Consider the following 16,611-nt stretch of genomic DNA (forward strand, 5'->3'; position numbering starts at 1 on the left):
GGTAAGACACCGAGGCATTTTACCAGTGGAATTACATATTCATGAATCGAATAACAGCATAAATTCAGCATATCGTCGTTGCTCGATGGAAGCAATCTTTTTGCCACGCCAGTGGCAATACTTCACATAGTCATTTTTTATATTTCTGTCTCCTGAATCGAGTTTTTTCAGGATTATACTCTTTGGGTATTTACCTTTTAATCCTAAAAGCTTGAAAGCTCCAATATTATAAGCTAATGCTGCGAGCAATAGTGAGTCTTTACCGTAGGGACGAAACAAGGAACAGAGCTCTTTAAGGTCTTTACGGAGAAGTGACTCTGATTCTGTGGCAGTCATCTCGGATGAATACCTTTCTCCGGGTCGCAGTCGATGTCCATATCCAACGTAAGGATAATCTTTTTTTCGATGTAGTCCCTCATAGTACTTGATACAACAGACGGCCCTTTCAAAAGGTGGAAGCTCAAAAATAGTTAGGGCTTTAGAGAGTGGCTCAGACGGCATTACCGTCTGGGCGTTAACTCTCATACCAAATAAGAATATGACAAAAGCTGCTATTATCCTGAAACTCATTTTACTTTAAATTTTGTTATCTCGTCAATCATGTTCTTGACATCAAGATTGACACTCACGAAGTTCTGGTATAGAATACGTTCCTTGGCATCCTTTGAAGGGAAGGTGTAGAATTTCGGAATCTGATAATTCTTGTAGTTTGCTTCCTCTTCGGCAATCTTCTTCATGTCGAAATCAGTCTTGCAATAGAACTTGGAGGTCTGGAACTCGGCAGACTCCTGAATGTTCATGCTATCACCACGTCCTGTCTTGGTCTTGATAAAATCACGAGCAGACTGGCCACAAATCCATCCGGTGGGCATATCCGAAATTTTACTTGCCGGAACAAGGCTGTCCATATTCTCATTGAGATTGATGGAGGTCTTGTCACGGTCAATGGTTACACCTTTTTTTAGCTGGACAATCTTACCGAAGATGTCGTTAGAAAGCCACTCTAAAGTCTCTTTTGCTCTTGCTGAGCCACTGACTACGTTGCCCACTGTTGTGATAACTTTCTGCATACCCACTTTCCCATAATCGGATTCGAGCTGTGGCAGTTCCTGAAAGCCCAGTGTGACACTCACTTTGTTACTTCGGGCGGTACCAATCAGTCGGTCTATCTTGTGAAAATAGAGAGTAGGCAACTCATCCACTATGATGCTCACAGGAATATTCTTACCTTGACCGGTATTCACACGGGTTACGAGACGGTTCAGAATCAGTGCATTCAATGCACCGATAATGCTTTCCATCTCCGGGTCATTGGCTATTAACAGATAGCTCGGATTCTTCGGATCAGACACCTTCAAGTCAAAGTCATCTCCATCCTTATGAAATATCCAATAGGACTCCTTGGTGGCCAGGCGGGATGTATAGACACGCAGCGTACCAATCATACCTTCCAACTGTTCCATCGCCTTGTTCTTCATGGCTGTTTGGAACGGCCCCAATAGGGGAGCTACTTCAGGGTCTGTCTCCATACCTCAAAGATGGTCTGATAGTCTTGATTCAGAAAGGATAGGATATGAGGCATGTCGCTGTATTTTCCCAACCAATATTCAGGTTCCACTTCCTTGCCTGTCTGGTCAAATACTCGGCCTGTAGGCTTGGGTCGGTACGTCTTCGGTTCTGTGGTCATCTCTGCAACGAGGGCATGGCCGTCTTTGTCGTAAGGCACTTTTTTATAGTTGACAAAGAAGTAGATGCAGGCAGCGAGGAAGTTCACAGCAGAAGTCTGGAAGAACTGGTCGCTACCGCCACCGCCTTCTTTCTTACCTTTCTGCAGTGATTCCAACAGAGTTTCAGCAGTTTCGCTGGCAGCAGCAAGGTTTCCGATGTACTTCTGTTGGATAGGATTGACACGTCTGGAATACTCTACATCTACAAAGTTGATGATATTGAACTTACAGTCCTTAGGAACTTTCCCGGCCTTCTGATTAATCTTATAATGATAGTATAATTTCTGGGCAAGTGTCGGAAATTTATAATCGTACACGACCATGGCAAAGCCCTTTGCGCTGTGCTGACGGATAAATGGTTCGATAATGGAGAAAGTCTTACCTGAACCCGGTGTACCGACAACCCACGTGCCACGGAAGGGATTGACAATGTTCACCCATCCTTTACGGAATTTTCCCTTATAATAATAGCGCATAGGGATGTTGACACTGTACTTGTTTTCCTGCAACTCCTGGCATTGTTCAAAAGACTCATTCTCGAAATTAAAACGGTCTTTAAGAAGCCCTTCCTTTAAGAACTTGGATATATTGTCAAGGGCTACATGTATACATATGGTGCCAATGATTGACGCAACCATATACAACCAGTAGTTCAAACTGATCGTATAGAATTTCATACCCATACTCTGGCCGTAAAGCCAAATAGACAATATTATTATAACGAGTCCACCAAAAAGCGGATAGAATACCTGATGACGAGCATCAAATTCCAGATGCTTCTTATTACGTGTTCCTATACAGGTGATGCAGATAAGTATAAAGGTGGCTATTTTACTCCATATAAGGTTGCCGTCCTGATAAATATACCACCGTTTTATACGGCCATGAATATCGCACAGAATGCCACCCCAATAATCCAGTAGTTCAGGATTAATGGCATATTCGAAAAATTCCACTATCAGTGACAGATAAATCAAGTAGCGGAATATTTTATACGTGGTCTGTAGTTCTTTAGTTTCTTCCATTCAAGCGGTTCTTTAATCAATTGTATAATGTGATGATTGGTCTGATTTTATGTGCTTGTTTTTTCGGCGTTTCCTGAATGGCTCCAGAGGCAAGTGAGAACAACCATGCTTTATCGGTTTCCTGCTCCTTTACTTCTGTTGATGTCCAGTACCAGCATTCATCAGGATTGTCCTGTATCTCATCTCCACCACATTTACGGATATATTCATTAATCTTATTTCTTACTTCATACAACAGGTATAACTGAGCAACGGAAGGGATGTAGGCGCTCTGTCCATATTGCCACATGTCAAAAACAGCTTCGGCTGCAGGCGAAGTATAGGTAGAATACATGGCATGGGTATTGCTGTTCCCATCGAAGGCTGCCAGGTCTGCGGAAGTATCATGCTTTATTCCAATACTATCAGAGTAGGCGCAAGGCTCTATATCTTTCAGATAGACTGCATATCCAGTACCTTCAATATCCTCTTTTTGATTGACATAGAAAACCACGGCTATGGGTGTCTTTTCCTGTGCTTTCATTTTTTCATATCTGACGACTTTTCCATCGGTACACAGGATGTCTCCAATCTTCATTGAGGTATCCGGAAAGTCCTGATGTGCATCACATGATGCTATGGTTGCCGCCATGAAAGCGGCACAAATGGTGTGAAATATCTTCATCTTCTTTATCTTTTTGATGTGGGTATTTTAAATCCTATTACTATACCAGTTCGGAACAAATCCTTACGGTCAGGGACGATAAGGTCGCATTTGGCCTGAATATACAGTCCCCAGCCATGACGGAGTGATAAATTATGCTCGTAACCGGCATGAATACCGGCAATGAATTTATCTGTGTCACTGCCTCCAGAAGCTCCTATGCGCAGATTCCCGTAATGGTTACGTCCTCTGACTAAACAAGGTTTGTATGCGACTCCAATTCCCCATGTCCGATAGTTGTTCCAAAATGAATCAGGACAGATATGACCACATGAAGCACATTCGTCCCATTTAATATAGCCGTTGATGAAATACTCCCAAGCGTTATGGTGACGTGTTTCATGTTCCCATGCGATGGTAGCATCCAGCCCACGTTCATAAAGTGCACCAACTCCCAAGGATAAACGGTCACTGTGACTTTGTGCAAATGAAGAAATGGTACAACTGAGTACCATTATCAATGATAAGATGATTTTCTTCATGGCTTATTCCTCCATCATTAGACATGAGTTGAAAGAGTCCGCATACAGCACATCTTCATAATCGATGTCAAGGCTGATGGTTCGGCCACTGATTTGTTTCTCAGAAAGTTCAATAGTCAGGACTTTGTCATTGGGGAAGGTCATCTTCTTCAGAACTATGACATTTCTGTATCCATGCTTGAAACTTTGGGCCTTTTCGAGTGCCAAGACCGGAGTCAGCTCTATCATCTGTGCGTTGGTTGCCTTGGATATTTTCTTGTCGTTTAGCTTGATGCGCAACTCATCGATGTCAAACCGTATGTTGGTGCGGTTCTCTATGCTGAAATCCAAAAAGAAATATTCACCAACTGAGTAGATGTTATTCAACCGCATAGTCATACGATGCTGTCTGGTACTCACATTACGTATTCTCGCAGGGGAGTTCCATATCGTTCTGGCATATCTGGTCATCTCTTCTGTACTCATTGAGACTGCCGGGTTGTGGTATGGAATTTTCTCTTCCGGCTGGATTTGTTTGTCAGACACTGCCTCCTGCATACGTGTGGTATAGATGAGCGCATATTGTGTACGATAGCGTTCTGTTACAATCGTCACAATGGCAAGAATATCTCCATCGGCATGTATGTCAGCTCCTTCTTTAGGTTTAAGACGGATGGTATTGTTGATGGGCTGGTCTCCAACAACGGCATCAGTGGAGATGTCGACAAAGCGTACTGGTTCTGTGGCTGTGATAACAGTTGTCACATTCTCATTAACGGTGAGCTGTTCGATTTCCTGATACGTCTGCTGAGCCATAGAGGGGAGGGGTGCCAAAACACATACCGCCAATGCGCCGATTCTTTTAAAAGTCTTCAGTTTCATAATATCTACGTGCTTAAATTATTTTTCTTTGTTGTTTGAATGAGAATTAATTAGGTAAACAAAAGTGCCATATTTGAGCTTGGCTTTATTTTTTTTGATTGCCTTGCTGACGGCATTACTGCTTTTCTGGACTGCATTGGAAATAGCTTGCGCTCCCCATGATGCCAGACTGTTTCCAGATGTGGTTGTATTGGTGAGTGTAGATGTATTGCTTAGCGCACCGCTACCCACGTCTTTTGTCGTTTCACGGAACTGGCTGCTTGGAACATACAGTCCTTCTAATCCGTCTGTATCATAGAGGGCAAGGTTTACTTTGATAATCTCACCATCTACCATGATGCTTGTAACATTGCCTTTAACACGCTGTGAGCCAAAACCGCTCATAGTTGCATAAAGGTATGATCCTTTGGGAACAACAACTTCATTGATTTTCACATCATCTATTAATCGGAGACGGACTCTTGAGCCGTCAACTGCCTTGATGTTTTCATCTATGATGGCTTTAATTAACTTCTGCTCTTTTTCATTCTCACAGATAGTATTGAAATAGTCGGACGTTACTCTGACTTTCTTGACCACTTCCAGGGGTTCATCGTTATTTTCTTTTTCATCAGACACTTCCAGATTCTTTTCATTCCTCTTTGTAAGTGTATCCGTATCAGTCGGCAAATTTGTAGCTTGCAGACCTTGTAATCTGGCTTGGGCAATAGCCCGGTTCAGCTCCTCCATGGCTTCTTGCTCACGTTGTTTACTGAGGGCTAAGCGGTCTTCTTCAGAAGTACCGTCGCCTTGTGCGACTTCCTGACCTTTCTGTGCGCTCTCCTGTAGTTGTCTTTGCATCTCAGCGAGTTTCTCGGCTTCCTGTTTCTGAGATTCCAATTGTTTAAGCTCTTCTTCTGAATATTTTGAATCATACTCTTCTTTGTTGTCTTCTTCATTACGGTCAATGTTTCCTAAAGCAGTATAGTCATCTATTTTCCCATATGATTTAAGCATATTGTCATACTTATTGCCAATTCCATCGCCTTTCATGTTGGCATCAGGCAATTCTGGGTTCAGATAATCAGTCGTAGTGAGTCCGTTAGGAGTCTCTGCCTTCTCCGTATGAAACAGATCTATGACAAAGTAACCGACAAACAACAGGGGAAAGTAGATGATTATTGGAATCATATACTTTGGCTGCTTCCAGTTAATTTTCTTCAGTGCGTCCATCGTTCTTTATGTTTACGTTGTTATTATTAGATTCGTCATAGGCGGTAGAAGGTACTTCGTGAACACGGTTGGATGTTTCATTGCCCTTGTTATAATGTTTACGCCATATCAACTCCTGCCTTTCTGTGGCACTTTGGACGGATTGCTGCCTGTTAAACACAAATGCCATTCTGTAGATATTCAGACATAGACAGAGTATAATAAGTCCGAAAACAATGACAAGAAACAGTTTCCTGTGGTTGTTGGCAAAGTTCTGAACCATTCCGGCAAGCACATCAAGTTTCATCATACGTGCGAACTTGCGACCGGCATTGACTTCACTTTCGTATCTTTGCTTATATTTCGGATCATTCTTATCTGGCATCTTCTCTCCGACAAATAATTTTTTCCATCCCATATTAGTAGTTCATTTTGTTCTTTTGTTCAATATCCTTATTCATAAGTGTCCTCCAGTTTGTGATGAGCAATCCGTGAGGGTTATTGTCAGTCCTCGGTACACGTTTGAGCTGACCTGTAGTGACCAGTTCTCTGGTAAGAATGCTTGTCCGTCGTTCTATACGCTGTTTGCCATAATACATGAACTCCATCTTTTCCTTATCGAATTTTATACTGTCGCAGAATATGCTGAACACAGCACTCGTACCCATAATATTCGAGTAGAATCCTTTTTCTTTCAATGTATTATACTGGGCAAGACCTGTCTCGTCCACTAAATACATCGCTTTATCCATTGTGTACTTGATATATTTGTCATCTGGAGCCAGAGTGAAAAACAGATGATGGAACATCTCGATGTGAGACTTAGCTTCTACGTCAAGCGTTTCGTCCATTGTGCTCCGATGAACAAGAATAGGCACATTGCCGTCCAAAACATAGACTTTCTTATGGGCATCCGAGACCATTGTCCTAGCTGTCCAAATGCTGGAGATGCAGATGATGATGCAGCCTGCAAGGAAAAGGGAACATATAATCAGCACCAGTTTGATTTTGTTTTCAAGATTCTTAATTACCATAATATTCCATATTGATTTATTGCTTACATTACTTTGCTAATCATGCCTTGGGTTGATACTTTGGCTTGTTGTGCGACTCCTTCACCAAAGTTTCGAGTTGAGAATGCTGTATCACCTTCCGGTATCATCCATGCGGCCAAATCAGGTACAAGGTTGAGACATTTCAATGCCACAATACTTGCGGCCATGAGATAGCCGGCTGAGAAGAACGAGTTCTGCAGATAGGCAGCCATAGTCTGTTCACTTTCGGTAATGGCAGTCAGATTCTCCACCTGTATGCATAAGACAATGTCAAATAGGAGCAGTACATAGAATCCTACGAAGTACAGCATAGCTCCGTAGAAGTGTACGGTCAGATAACGTATGAGCCACTTTGCCCAGGCGCCTTCCCATTTGGGCAGAAGACTGAATGCCCACTGTATTGGTCCGAAGATGGTCAGCATTCCCAACAGGATTTGCTGGCAGTAGATAGTAGCCCACCAACCGATGCGATAAACTATCAGAGCGATGAGCATAATGATTTTATCTAGTCCGACCACTGCACCAGCTGTGAGTGAAGTAAACCATAGTCTGGATGCGTCCTTTTCCATGTTGGTCACTTCTTCAACACCAGTCTGTTCCATCGTGGACTCAATAAGATTCGGATCGGACGTTCCTGAATGTGCTACGTCAGCCTGAGCTTGCAAGGATGTATAGAGAGTGTCCCTGACATAAATGAGTTCCTGAACTTCCTCAAACTTATCTTCTATCTGTAAAGATTCTGCCTGATAAAGGTCATGAGTATATGAACCGATACAGTTAGGAATGTAAGAAAGAAAGTCAAGGAAACACCAGCTACTTCCACTGTTGGTTATTCCCGTATCTGCAGGTGGATACCACCAACACAGAATAACGGATATTGCCAATGGCCGGAACAGTTTCATCACGTCCAGAGGCTCGTGCTTCACCATCATCTTATAAGCTATATTTCCAGCCACTACAATAGAGAACAGAGCAGCGAGAGCCATGCACATTTGGAGAATCCACCAGAACGGTCCTTGTGAACCTGTGAATGTGGCATCTGTAAGGAACTCGTTTGTCTGGAAAATCACGTCATCAATCTCTTCTTCAAGAATATTGATACCGAAATCTGAGAGTATATTTGAATCTGCCATGATTTTAGTTTCCTTTTTATGTTATAATTCTCTGTTAATTGTGCCCTCCTGAATTTAGTTGCCCGGCGTCTCGCCAACGGCTAAATGCTTCGGTTGCATGAGAAGCAACATCAGTCCGTCTATTCAAGCGGGCAGACAATAGGGAAGCAGTTTTGCTCCTGTTGCTTAATTGAATCAGATACGCTATAAGAATTTCGTTCTGATGCTCTATATCAGCGTATATCGCAAGGTATTGCCTTTTCCTTTGGGCATTGGGCATATAAGCATCCTGGGTTGCTTTAATGGCTGTCTGAAAAATCTTGTAGTATTCGTTCCATCGTGTTTTATCATTTGCCGTACCTCCAGTACTGATGATGCGGTTGATATTCTTTTCAAAGTCTGATAGCTTTTTATTCACTTTGCTGCCTTCTGCAAGCCAGGCAATGTCAATCTGTCTATCGGCAATATTGAGAGCTTCAATTTCAGCCCGCTGAGTCAGTGACGCTTGAATGCTGTCAGCTAAATCTACCTGTTGGTATGATTCTACACCAGCCAGTGTTCTAAAGCTCAGCTTGTTTTTACTTGCTGCCGATTTTTGGTAGCTGTTATGAAAGAGGGTGTAGTAGAAAGCAGGGGTTAGTCCGCCAACACCTATTTCCTGAACTGTAATCTGATTCATTTTTGTTGCATCGTGATTGTATGTCACATAAGATTGGGCAACTGCTTTGAAACAAAGCAGCATTGCACATAAACATAATGTTGTCCGATAACTGATAGAATGTACCATATCTGTTGAGTTTTAAATTGTTATTTAATAGCCTAAATAGCCCGCAACTTTCCACCGGCCAAAAGCATCATTAATAATCTCTTCCTTGGTCTTTGCACGATAAACCTGTCTTTTCCAATATCCAATGCGTACCTGAATGTATCTCCAGGTTTCAAAGTATGCCCTGTTCAGATGCGTCCTGATATTGTCGAGTGAGTTGTTTATGTTCATTAGAATGAGATAGAGATCCGCAGTTGAACAGGCTGCCGCACCGGTTGCATACAGGATTAAATCACTGACCGAACGATACAGATTGTCTCCTTCTTCGGCAATCTTTGCCAAAGCACCGACATTGACTGTGATTATCAAGGTATCAGTGCTTACAATGTTTCCTCTGTCCAGACACTTCCTTCTGAAGTCTTCAAGCATGTTTTTATAATCACCCATACGGTCACTGATGTTTTCGTAGGTGTTGTAGATATTGAGACTAGTCCTAAGAGACTGATACAGAATGTCAATAACGTCAAACGCACGCGTGTATCTGTCAAGTTCCTTATTGATGTCCCTGAAGCCGATATTGGCATCACTGCTGTACTCATGCAGAAGTTTATTGCTCGCTTCCAGTGTGGATCGAACAAGCAGCAGACTTCGTTGTTGTTTATGGTCGTTGATATAGGCTTCTATGGAAGCTACATCAAAACCATATTGAGCCTTGGCAGTGAACGGGAACAATACCAAAAGGCAAACAATAATCGGCATTATGTTATTCCTGGTCGCTTTCATCTTCATCGTATTTACCATTATATGTATCTGAGTGGGCACTGGAGGCTGCCTGACGCAACCAGCGTTTTCTACATTGTTCAATGAGGGTCAATCTTCTGCCACTGTCATCGTTGATATATGGGACCACGCTTTTCAGCATATCTATGATGGAATGTTTGTAGTGCATCATCTTTTCCAATGATACAAGGTCGGCATAGATATTGGTGAGTCTCGTGTCAATCTGACGGGCTATTTCAAGTCTGTCGCTTGACCAGAGCAGATGATAGGTATCACCGGTATCATCGACTTCCACAGGACTGCTTTTGGCATATTCCACAGAAGGAGTGCAATCCGGAAATTCTCTGGCCACTTCTGATAATTTTGAATTGACCTCGTTGGCTTTTTCTGCATCCGATTTGGACGGATCGAGATTGACTACTTCAACAACCTGCGTGTCACTATATTCTGTAGTAAGCGTCCATGAAATCTGTACGATAGCACGGTGTATCTTAATCCAAAGGAAATATTTTGGTTTCCTGGCTATGGAGATGGTTGCCTTAAAGGTTATGGTACCGTTGATGTTGGGCATGGAGGCAGTACGAACGAATGTATTGCCTTCCCATGCACCTGAACCGTTCCACGACAGATTATAGGCTGTTTTACAATCCTGCATGATAGCCGGTATGCGGTAGTAGTCATCCGTGGCAGCATTCTCACCGTCGATAGCTTCCTGCTTTGCCTGTTCATACTGTGACAGTTCTGTCTCATACGAGCTCATCTCAGCTTTTAGTCTTGATATTCTGTCTTTGTTCTCATTGTAGGACTGTCTGTATATTGCAGCATCCTCGACGCTTGCTGTCTGGATTTTTTTCAGGAGCTCTGCGTTTTCTGCCTCCAGTGCTGTTATTTCTGATTGTACTGAGACAATATTTCCTTTCAACTCCGTTATCTTGGAGTCTATTTCAGATGTATTGATACTTCCTTCGGAAACACTTGTTGCCATAGAACATTGCTTGGTATGGTTGTTTACACTGCTTCCACAATCAGAACATTTGTATTGTGTTGAACCTTCTCCTAATTTGGCACCGTCATGACAGGTTACGCTGATGGTTGCTGTCTCACATCCTGAAATCTTCTGGGCATTGGTAGTCTGGTAGTATTTCTTTGGGTCACTTCCCAGATAATAGGTATAGCCCTCTTCATTATCGTTTAGTTCAGATAGACGTGCGTTCATACCCGCCTTAAATGTATTCAGGTCCATAGTGTATGAATCAAATATGTCTTCATAGACTACTTCCTTACGATTCCAGCTTTTGGTAGCATGAATCTCGTAAGCGTATGCTTTTGCATACAATCCATTCTTTGAAGAATTAATCTTGTATGCGAGCATATAATATGAGATGCTATAGGTATAGCCATCATTGGCTTTATCCAGATTGGCTATCTGTGAACGACTGTATCCTGCATGATTCTCGGAGTTCTGGAGTGCAGCTTCACGCTGTGCGGAGGATGGATAAAAGTTTTCATCTGTAGTGCTGATTCTGTACCAGTGATTACCGTTGATAATTGAGTTGTTGTCTTCAGGAGGATAATAGTCGCAAAGTTTAATGGAACCAGCATCTACACGATATATATACCACCTTTGTGTGTAGTACTGGCCGAATGCTTCATTGGCATAGTCTGTAATCCATGCCGTTGTGTTGTAATTCGACAAAGAGAAGAGATTGGCGATGCCTTCCTCTCCACCAATAAACTGCAACAAGGTATTTCCGGCATTCTTGGAAAGATTGCCGTATAAGTCGTACACATTCTCGGCTATCTCAATGACACTGCTTGTCTTGTCCATAATGGTTCCGTTAAAGGAACTGTTCCCAAGAATGGAACTGACAGCATTGCCAGCTCCAGCCGAAGCAAGGCTAACGCCCATCGCATAGAGGTTGTCTATGTCTTGCTTTAGGTTTCCCTTTGTGAAGTTTGTACCAATATTTGAGACGCTTTCAAGCAGAACATTCCAATCCACATTGCCCAGTTCTGACAATTTCAGAATTGCTGCAAGTTCCTGGTTGATTTCAAGAAATACGATGTCCTTGAATGACAAAGTACTATTGGTAACAATAGACTCAAACTGATAACACAAAGTCTTTACCTCATCACAGATCTTATAGAGATAGCTACCCCAATAGAGGGCATTATGAGGACTTTTAAGCATCATGCCGGCAACTGTCCATATTTTGGGCATAATTTTGGCAGACACCATGTTGTATATACGGCGGTAATAGTAGTTCTCTGTTGCACTGGTCCAAAGTCCCAGATTTGTGAGAGCTCTGCGGTCGAGGAACTTGGAACTGAAGATTCCAGCAGCAGCCACTTCTGCTGCCTGATAATGTTCCCTGATCTTGGCTATCTGTTGAGCATAATACGCCTCTGTAGCAGCTTCTGTACCGAAAGCCGCCGACATTTCCGCTACAGTGCGAGTATCATAATTTACGCTGTAGTACTGTGCCATAGCAGGTGCTATAGTACAGAGAAATAGAAGTTGTATTATCAGATAGTGTTTCATTTTCAAATCTTACATTTCTGTTTTTGTTTTGAGATTAAGTACATGTTGAGCCTGGTTCACCTTTTGTGCAAAGGCTAGAGACTTGGTTATTCCTGAAAGATTCCAATCCCTGCAATAGGCTTCTATGGCATGCTGATGGTCACATTTCAACTCTCTTTTATAGAGTTTCAAGGCTTCCTTCTCAGCTCGCTCTGTAGTGTAGGTCATGTAGCATTCACGTGGCTCTTCAACTCCAAATACGGCCCCGACACTTCCACGTCGGATAAAGACCTCACGGAAGAAACTTCGTCCTTCCTTATTCTCCAGGCGGTTGATAGTGAAAATTTTCTTACAATCAACGTCCGTCAAACCGAGTGTGGCCTTAATCTCATCAAATCGCTCACGGAATTTGCTCTGGTCGAGCAGCATTACCACGTCTGAGTTATTGATGATAGCTTCCTTGACAATAGGACTTCCTACAATATCCTGTATTTCCTGCGTTACCACACCAACAGAAGCCCAGAACTTACGGGCTGTCTTGTAGAGATACTTTATGTATTCGGCCATCATCGGAGAAGCGATAGCCTTCCATGCCTCTTCGATAACCAGTACCTTACGGTTCTTCTTGATTCTCATCTTCTGGATAAACACATCCATGATGATAAGCGTAACAAGAGGGAATAGAAGAGGGTCATCCTTGATGGAGTCGATTTCAAACACGATGAAGGTTTCATCAAACAGTTTGGTGTCCAGGTTCTCATTCAGCGTCACCTCATGACTGCCTCCCTTGTAGAAGTCCTTCAACAGATAGTTGTAGGCCGCCAAGTCAATGCCGGAAAGTTTATTTTCTTCAATGATTTGCGGTATGCGGACAATACTGTACTCGTAGAAGGTATTGAACGAGAGATTCACAATACGACGGTTCACAAAATACTCGTCAAAGTACTCTTTGATGACCTGCTCAATAAGACGGTCTTCCGTCTTGGTAACTATTCCCTGGGTGCCTTTCCAGATAAGCATAATCAGATTCTTCAAGAAACCTATTTTCTCGATGTTCAGCTCTTCACGTTTGATAGCAAAAGGGTTCATTGTGATAGGATGCTCTTCGGTGTAACTGATATACTTGCCACCTACATACTCGCAAAGTCCCTCGTAAGAATTACCAGTATCGACCATAACCACATCGGTATTCTGTTCCCACATCTGACGTACCACGCTGTTCATGTGGAAACTTTTACCACTGCCCGAAGGACCAAGACAGAAGAAGTTAGAGTTATCTGTAATCTTGTTCTTGCCTTCCTTTCCACTGATGTCTATTGCAACAGGGACTCCCTGTCTGTCGGTATAGTATATTTTCAGAGGTGTTTCTTCGCTATGCTGAATCCTTTCCTTGTACATAAGACATGCAGCTGCATCACTAAGGGTCAGAAAACGGTCGTATTCAGGATTGGTGGAATAACAATTTCCAGGGAATGAATTGACAAAAAGCTCCAACTGATTGTACGACTGTTTGCTGATGTGGATTCCCAACTTGCTGAAGAGATTCTCCAGATGATTGGTACATCGCTGAATATCCGTATCGATAGGTACTCCAACGATAAGATTGAAATGGGTATATACCAACTGTTTGTTTTCTCTTGCGATAACATCCTGTACATTTTTAATGTCCTCCACGGCAATCTGGTTGCTTGGATTTGGCATACTTGCATGGCGGTTCTTCTTCTTTTCAAGCAGAGAAAGTTCTTTTTTCTGGTTGGGGATGAAAAGCATCTGATTATACACTACTACCTCAGCTGACGGTATGCTGTCTAACAATGATACCATGTCTACTGGCATGGAAACATTGTTCACCTCAATGCTCGTAAACGGACGTACCAAAGAGGGGACGTTAATGCAGTCCACATCCACGAGACTATATACCTTGCATCTTTTATCACCCATAGTAATAGACTCGTCATCTATCTTGAAGTTGTTCATCGACAAATGTTTGTCGGTAAAGTTCATAGAGAAATAGCGGTCTACGTAATCACGGGCTTTATTGCCATCAAGAAATTGGGCATCCACACCGGAGTCTTTCAACTGGTCTTTAACCTTACGTATCTTAACCATGAAATCACGCCATTTCTTGCTGTCAAATGAAAAGAGATTGCTCTTCTTGTTTTCCTGAGTGATAATCAGGTAGCTCTGACAGTCGGTATAGGAACGACCTGTGAAATAGTTGAAATATGATTCCGACAGAAATTCATGGTTATCATTGCTCTCGTCATGAAACTTCTTGCGGATAAATACATCTTGTTTGTGGATGGCATATCCATCACCTAAAGTCTGTGCAAGGGCAGTGAAGAGATGATTGAACTCGTAGTAACTGTCAATGTCAGCCGAATATTTCTGTACCGGATTTTCCATCTTCAGAATGGCTGAGTATTCACCGGTCTTGGTGTAAAGTACCCCGATACCGTTGACCTCTTCCACAGAGAAGTAGATATTCTGGAAGATTTTCTTGCGTTTCCCTCCAGTACCGAAAGCCATGACTGAGATTGCCATACCAATAAGGATTGCCACAAATGTTAAGATGACGTATAGAATCATTGTTCTTTGAATTTATTATTCGATTACTTATCAGTTACGTTCACAATCTGAGAGTTGTCGTATAAACTATGTTAGGCTCATCCTAACGGGAGGGTGAGCCTAACCACACACTATTCAAAATCCAACTCTCTTGCTCATTTATCATGTTGACCGATTACATCTTATGTGCATTAGCATAGATGAATACGCCATGTTCCTCTTTCTTGGTGTGCAATCCTTTCCTTTGTTTGAAAAAGATAAGTGCAGCACCAGTGCATAGAGTGACAGCAAGGATGGTGAGTCCGGCAACAAATCCGAGGATGCAATACACTATGATAAAACTGAGAATACCTCCACCTACAGTTGCCGCAGCCCAGGTGATATACCTGCCTTGGAATCCCATAAATTCAAGGGGTTTCTGAAGCCCCTTGAACATGGGATAGCTGACGTATTGATGATTGATCGATTCCTTTGTCATGACGAATCCATACAGCTTGGTTAATGGTTAGACACCGAAGAACAAAGGCAGAGCCTGTGCAGCGGCTACAAGGAAGATACATGCTCCAACGACCATCATGATTTTCTTCTTGACATCCTGTTCTTCATTGTTCATTGCAATGTAAACGCTGATGGCACCGACAACGGCAACGACACCGGCTATGGCATAACAAAGCTTCACAACGTATGGAACATACTTTGCAATTTCTTCCGTAACTGTTGTCAGTGCATTTGTTCCGGCTGTGTAGTCTCCTGCAGCATTCTGAGCATAAGTGGCAGCTACTCCGCAAAAGAGCAACATGGCCAATGTTCCAACACGTTTAGCATTGAAAATCCTTTTGGTTAAATTCTTGATTTTCTTCATTTTTTGTTGTTTTACAGTTAAAAATTAGACACGTTATCCTTACTTGCTTGGTTGTTTATTTTTTTTATACAATATTATAGCCAAAGAAAGCTGGGAAAATGATAGTTGCTCCAATCATAAACAGGCAAGCTCCAACCAGCATCATTATTGATTTGGTCACATCTCCTTCACCGGTATTCATTTTGATATAGATTTGTAAAGCTCCTATAATTGCTACTATGGATGCAATAGCATACAGAAGATATACTACATAGAGCATCATTGTGACCGCAAAATCATGGGCGTTGCTCAATGCGTCAGCACCCCAGCTGTAGTCCACACCACCACATTTAGCAAATGCCGACTGAGGCTGGAGAAGTATGAAGCCGAAACAGGCAATAAAAAACAATTGATTGATTTTACAGTTTATCGATAGCATTCCTTTTCTCAATTTTTCTTTTGTTGTGTTTGTCGTTGAGATTTTGCATGAACTCATCAGGATAAAAACAGTATTGAGGAGCAACCTCTATCTCTTCCATGTTTTCTTCGTTTTCCTTATTGAGATCTACACTTGTAGTAGTCTGTCGTGTGAGCTGAGACTCTTCCTCTTCAGGGGGGGAACTGTTGGTCTGCTTATTGCCTGTTGGAATGACTACCCGAAGGCCGTCATCTGTTACTTGCTCTGTGTATGTCATGTCACTACCTTCAGGACCATTATTATGTTCTTCCACGGAAACTGGCACTTCTTCATTATCCATACTGCTGACATCAAAGGTCTCTTCATCCGTTTTCTTTTCGTCTTTCTTACTATGAAGGTCAAGGGTAATCATTACTGAAAAGTAAACCACATAAGCAAAGGTGAGGACCAATACGAATATTACAAATCCTGGCATTCTCAATCTGATTTTAATGTGTTATTATAAAAATATTTTATACTCAGAAGATAAAATTGAAAACCAATTTGCTCCTGTAACATGAC

16 protein-coding genes and 1 pseudogene are annotated in these 16,611 nt (G+C 42.3%); all 17 read right to left on the bottom strand.

What is annotated here, in order from left to right:
- Positions 1-39 precede the first annotated feature (39 nt).
- The 17 genes and pseudogenes from HMPREF0999_RS08490 to HMPREF0999_RS08570 all read right to left on the bottom strand — a co-directional run bounded on the left by HMPREF0999_RS08490 (position 40) and on the right by HMPREF0999_RS08570 (position 16,525).
- Positions 40-570 carry a glycoside hydrolase family protein gene (locus tag HMPREF0999_RS08490; protein ID WP_009275700.1) on the bottom strand — a complete coding sequence of 177 codons (531 nt, stop codon included), beginning with the start codon at positions 568-570 and terminating at the stop codon, positions 40-42.
- Positions 567-2,752, bottom strand: a pseudogene (locus tag HMPREF0999_RS08495) (type IV secretory system conjugative DNA transfer family protein). Before HMPREF0999_RS08495 ends, HMPREF0999_RS08490 begins: the two are co-directional and overlap by 4 nt.
- A gap of 16 nt (positions 2,753-2,768) precedes the next feature.
- Complete coding sequence (locus HMPREF0999_RS08500; protein ID WP_009275703.1) at positions 2,769-3,416, bottom strand: hypothetical protein; 648 nt, start codon at positions 3,414-3,416, stop codon at positions 2,769-2,771.
- Between the two features lie 5 nt (positions 3,417-3,421).
- Positions 3,422-3,937: a hypothetical protein gene (locus HMPREF0999_RS08505; RefSeq protein ID WP_009275704.1), complete on the bottom strand. Its 516-nt coding sequence runs from the start codon at positions 3,935-3,937 to the stop codon at positions 3,422-3,424.
- Positions 3,938-3,940: 3 nt separating this feature from the next.
- The gene (gene traN, locus HMPREF0999_RS08510; protein WP_009275705.1) at positions 3,941-4,798 is read right to left on the bottom strand and encodes a conjugative transposon protein TraN; all 858 of its coding nucleotides are present in this window, start codon (positions 4,796-4,798) and stop codon (positions 3,941-3,943) included.
- 18 nt (positions 4,799-4,816) lie between these two features.
- A complete protein-coding gene (gene traM / locus HMPREF0999_RS08515; RefSeq protein WP_009275706.1) occupies positions 4,817-6,010 on the bottom strand; it encodes a conjugative transposon protein TraM in 1,194 nt (397 codons plus the stop codon).
- Positions 5,988-6,407: a hypothetical protein gene (locus HMPREF0999_RS08520; protein WP_009275707.1), complete on the bottom strand. Its 420-nt coding sequence runs from the start codon at positions 6,405-6,407 to the stop codon at positions 5,988-5,990. The genes traM and HMPREF0999_RS08520 overlap by 23 nt, the downstream gene beginning before the upstream one ends.
- A gap of 1 nt (position 6,408) precedes the next feature.
- Positions 6,409-7,023 (bottom strand): conjugative transposon protein TraK, encoded by a 615-nt coding sequence (gene traK / locus HMPREF0999_RS08525; protein ID WP_009275708.1) that lies wholly within the window; start codon positions 7,021-7,023, stop codon positions 6,409-6,411.
- Between the two features lie 23 nt (positions 7,024-7,046).
- A complete protein-coding gene (locus tag HMPREF0999_RS08530; RefSeq protein ID WP_009275709.1) occupies positions 7,047-8,177 on the bottom strand; it encodes a membrane protein in 1,131 nt (376 codons plus the stop codon).
- A gap of 34 nt (positions 8,178-8,211) precedes the next feature.
- Positions 8,212-8,943: a DUF5045 domain-containing protein gene (locus tag HMPREF0999_RS08535; RefSeq protein ID WP_009275710.1), complete on the bottom strand. Its 732-nt coding sequence runs from the start codon at positions 8,941-8,943 to the stop codon at positions 8,212-8,214.
- 24 nt (positions 8,944-8,967) lie between these two features.
- Positions 8,968-9,711, bottom strand: coding sequence for a hypothetical protein (locus tag HMPREF0999_RS08540; protein WP_009275711.1), 744 nt, complete (start codon positions 9,709-9,711; stop codon positions 8,968-8,970).
- Positions 9,686-12,244, bottom strand: a complete 2,559-nt coding sequence (locus HMPREF0999_RS08545) for a hypothetical protein (RefSeq protein ID WP_009275712.1) — start codon at positions 12,242-12,244, stop codon at positions 9,686-9,688. Before HMPREF0999_RS08545 ends, HMPREF0999_RS08540 begins: the two co-directional genes overlap by 26 nt.
- Before the next feature lie 9 nt (positions 12,245-12,253).
- Positions 12,254-14,812, bottom strand: coding sequence for a TraG family conjugative transposon ATPase (locus HMPREF0999_RS08550; protein ID WP_009275713.1), 2,559 nt, complete (start codon positions 14,810-14,812; stop codon positions 12,254-12,256).
- Positions 14,813-14,966: 154 nt separating this feature from the next.
- Positions 14,967-15,269, bottom strand: coding sequence for a DUF4133 domain-containing protein (locus HMPREF0999_RS08555; RefSeq protein ID WP_008781810.1), 303 nt, complete (start codon positions 15,267-15,269; stop codon positions 14,967-14,969).
- A gap of 27 nt (positions 15,270-15,296) precedes the next feature.
- On the bottom strand, positions 15,297-15,653 hold the full coding sequence (locus tag HMPREF0999_RS08560) for a DUF4134 domain-containing protein (RefSeq protein ID WP_004311828.1): 357 nt from the start codon (positions 15,651-15,653) through the stop codon (positions 15,297-15,299).
- A 64-nt stretch (positions 15,654-15,717) separates the two neighbouring features.
- Positions 15,718-16,071, bottom strand: a complete 354-nt coding sequence (locus HMPREF0999_RS08565; protein ID WP_009275715.1) for a DUF4134 domain-containing protein — start codon at positions 16,069-16,071, stop codon at positions 15,718-15,720.
- The gene (locus HMPREF0999_RS08570; protein WP_008781813.1) at positions 16,052-16,525 is read right to left on the bottom strand and encodes a hypothetical protein; all 474 of its coding nucleotides are present in this window, start codon (positions 16,523-16,525) and stop codon (positions 16,052-16,054) included. The genes HMPREF0999_RS08565 and HMPREF0999_RS08570 overlap by 20 nt, the downstream gene beginning before the upstream one ends.
- Positions 16,526-16,611 lie beyond the last annotated feature (86 nt).

It is taken from the genome of Parabacteroides sp. D25, from assembly GCF_000307475.1.
Taxonomy (GTDB): Bacteria; Bacteroidota; Bacteroidia; order Bacteroidales; family Tannerellaceae; genus Parabacteroides; species Parabacteroides distasonis.

Bases quoted from the DNA above. Each gene is read 5' to 3' on its own strand.
- HMPREF0999_RS08490 (WP_009275700.1), bottom strand. From the start codon at position 570: ATGAGTTTCAGGATAATAGCAGCTTTTGTCATATTCTTATTTGGTATG.
- HMPREF0999_RS08500 (WP_009275703.1), bottom strand. From the start codon at position 3,416: ATGAAGATATTTCACACCATTTGTGCCGCTTTCATGGCGGCAACCATA.
- HMPREF0999_RS08505 (WP_009275704.1), bottom strand. From the start codon at position 3,937: ATGAAGAAAATCATCTTATCATTGATAATGGTACTCAGTTGTACCATT.
- traN (WP_009275705.1), bottom strand. From the start codon at position 4,798: ATGAAACTGAAGACTTTTAAAAGAATCGGCGCATTGGCGGTATGTGTT.
- traM (WP_009275706.1), bottom strand. From the start codon at position 6,010: ATGGACGCACTGAAGAAAATTAACTGGAAGCAGCCAAAGTATATGATT.
- HMPREF0999_RS08520 (WP_009275707.1), bottom strand. From the start codon at position 6,407: ATGGGATGGAAAAAATTATTTGTCGGAGAGAAGATGCCAGATAAGAAT.
- traK (WP_009275708.1), bottom strand. From the start codon at position 7,023: ATGGTAATTAAGAATCTTGAAAACAAAATCAAACTGGTGCTGATTATA.
- HMPREF0999_RS08530 (WP_009275709.1), bottom strand. From the start codon at position 8,177: ATGGCAGATTCAAATATACTCTCAGATTTCGGTATCAATATTCTTGAA.
- HMPREF0999_RS08535 (WP_009275710.1), bottom strand. From the start codon at position 8,943: ATGGTACATTCTATCAGTTATCGGACAACATTATGTTTATGTGCAATG.
- HMPREF0999_RS08540 (WP_009275711.1), bottom strand. From the start codon at position 9,711: ATGAAGATGAAAGCGACCAGGAATAACATAATGCCGATTATTGTTTGC.
- HMPREF0999_RS08545 (WP_009275712.1), bottom strand. From the start codon at position 12,244: ATGAAACACTATCTGATAATACAACTTCTATTTCTCTGTACTATAGCA.
- HMPREF0999_RS08550 (WP_009275713.1), bottom strand. From the start codon at position 14,812: ATGATTCTATACGTCATCTTAACATTTGTGGCAATCCTTATTGGTATG.
- HMPREF0999_RS08555 (WP_008781810.1), bottom strand. From the start codon at position 15,269: ATGACAAAGGAATCGATCAATCATCAATACGTCAGCTATCCCATGTTC.
- HMPREF0999_RS08560 (WP_004311828.1), bottom strand. From the start codon at position 15,653: ATGAAGAAAATCAAGAATTTAACCAAAAGGATTTTCAATGCTAAACGT.
- HMPREF0999_RS08565 (WP_009275715.1), bottom strand. From the start codon at position 16,071: ATGCTATCGATAAACTGTAAAATCAATCAATTGTTTTTTATTGCCTGT.
- HMPREF0999_RS08570 (WP_008781813.1), bottom strand. From the start codon at position 16,525: ATGCCAGGATTTGTAATATTCGTATTGGTCCTCACCTTTGCTTATGTG.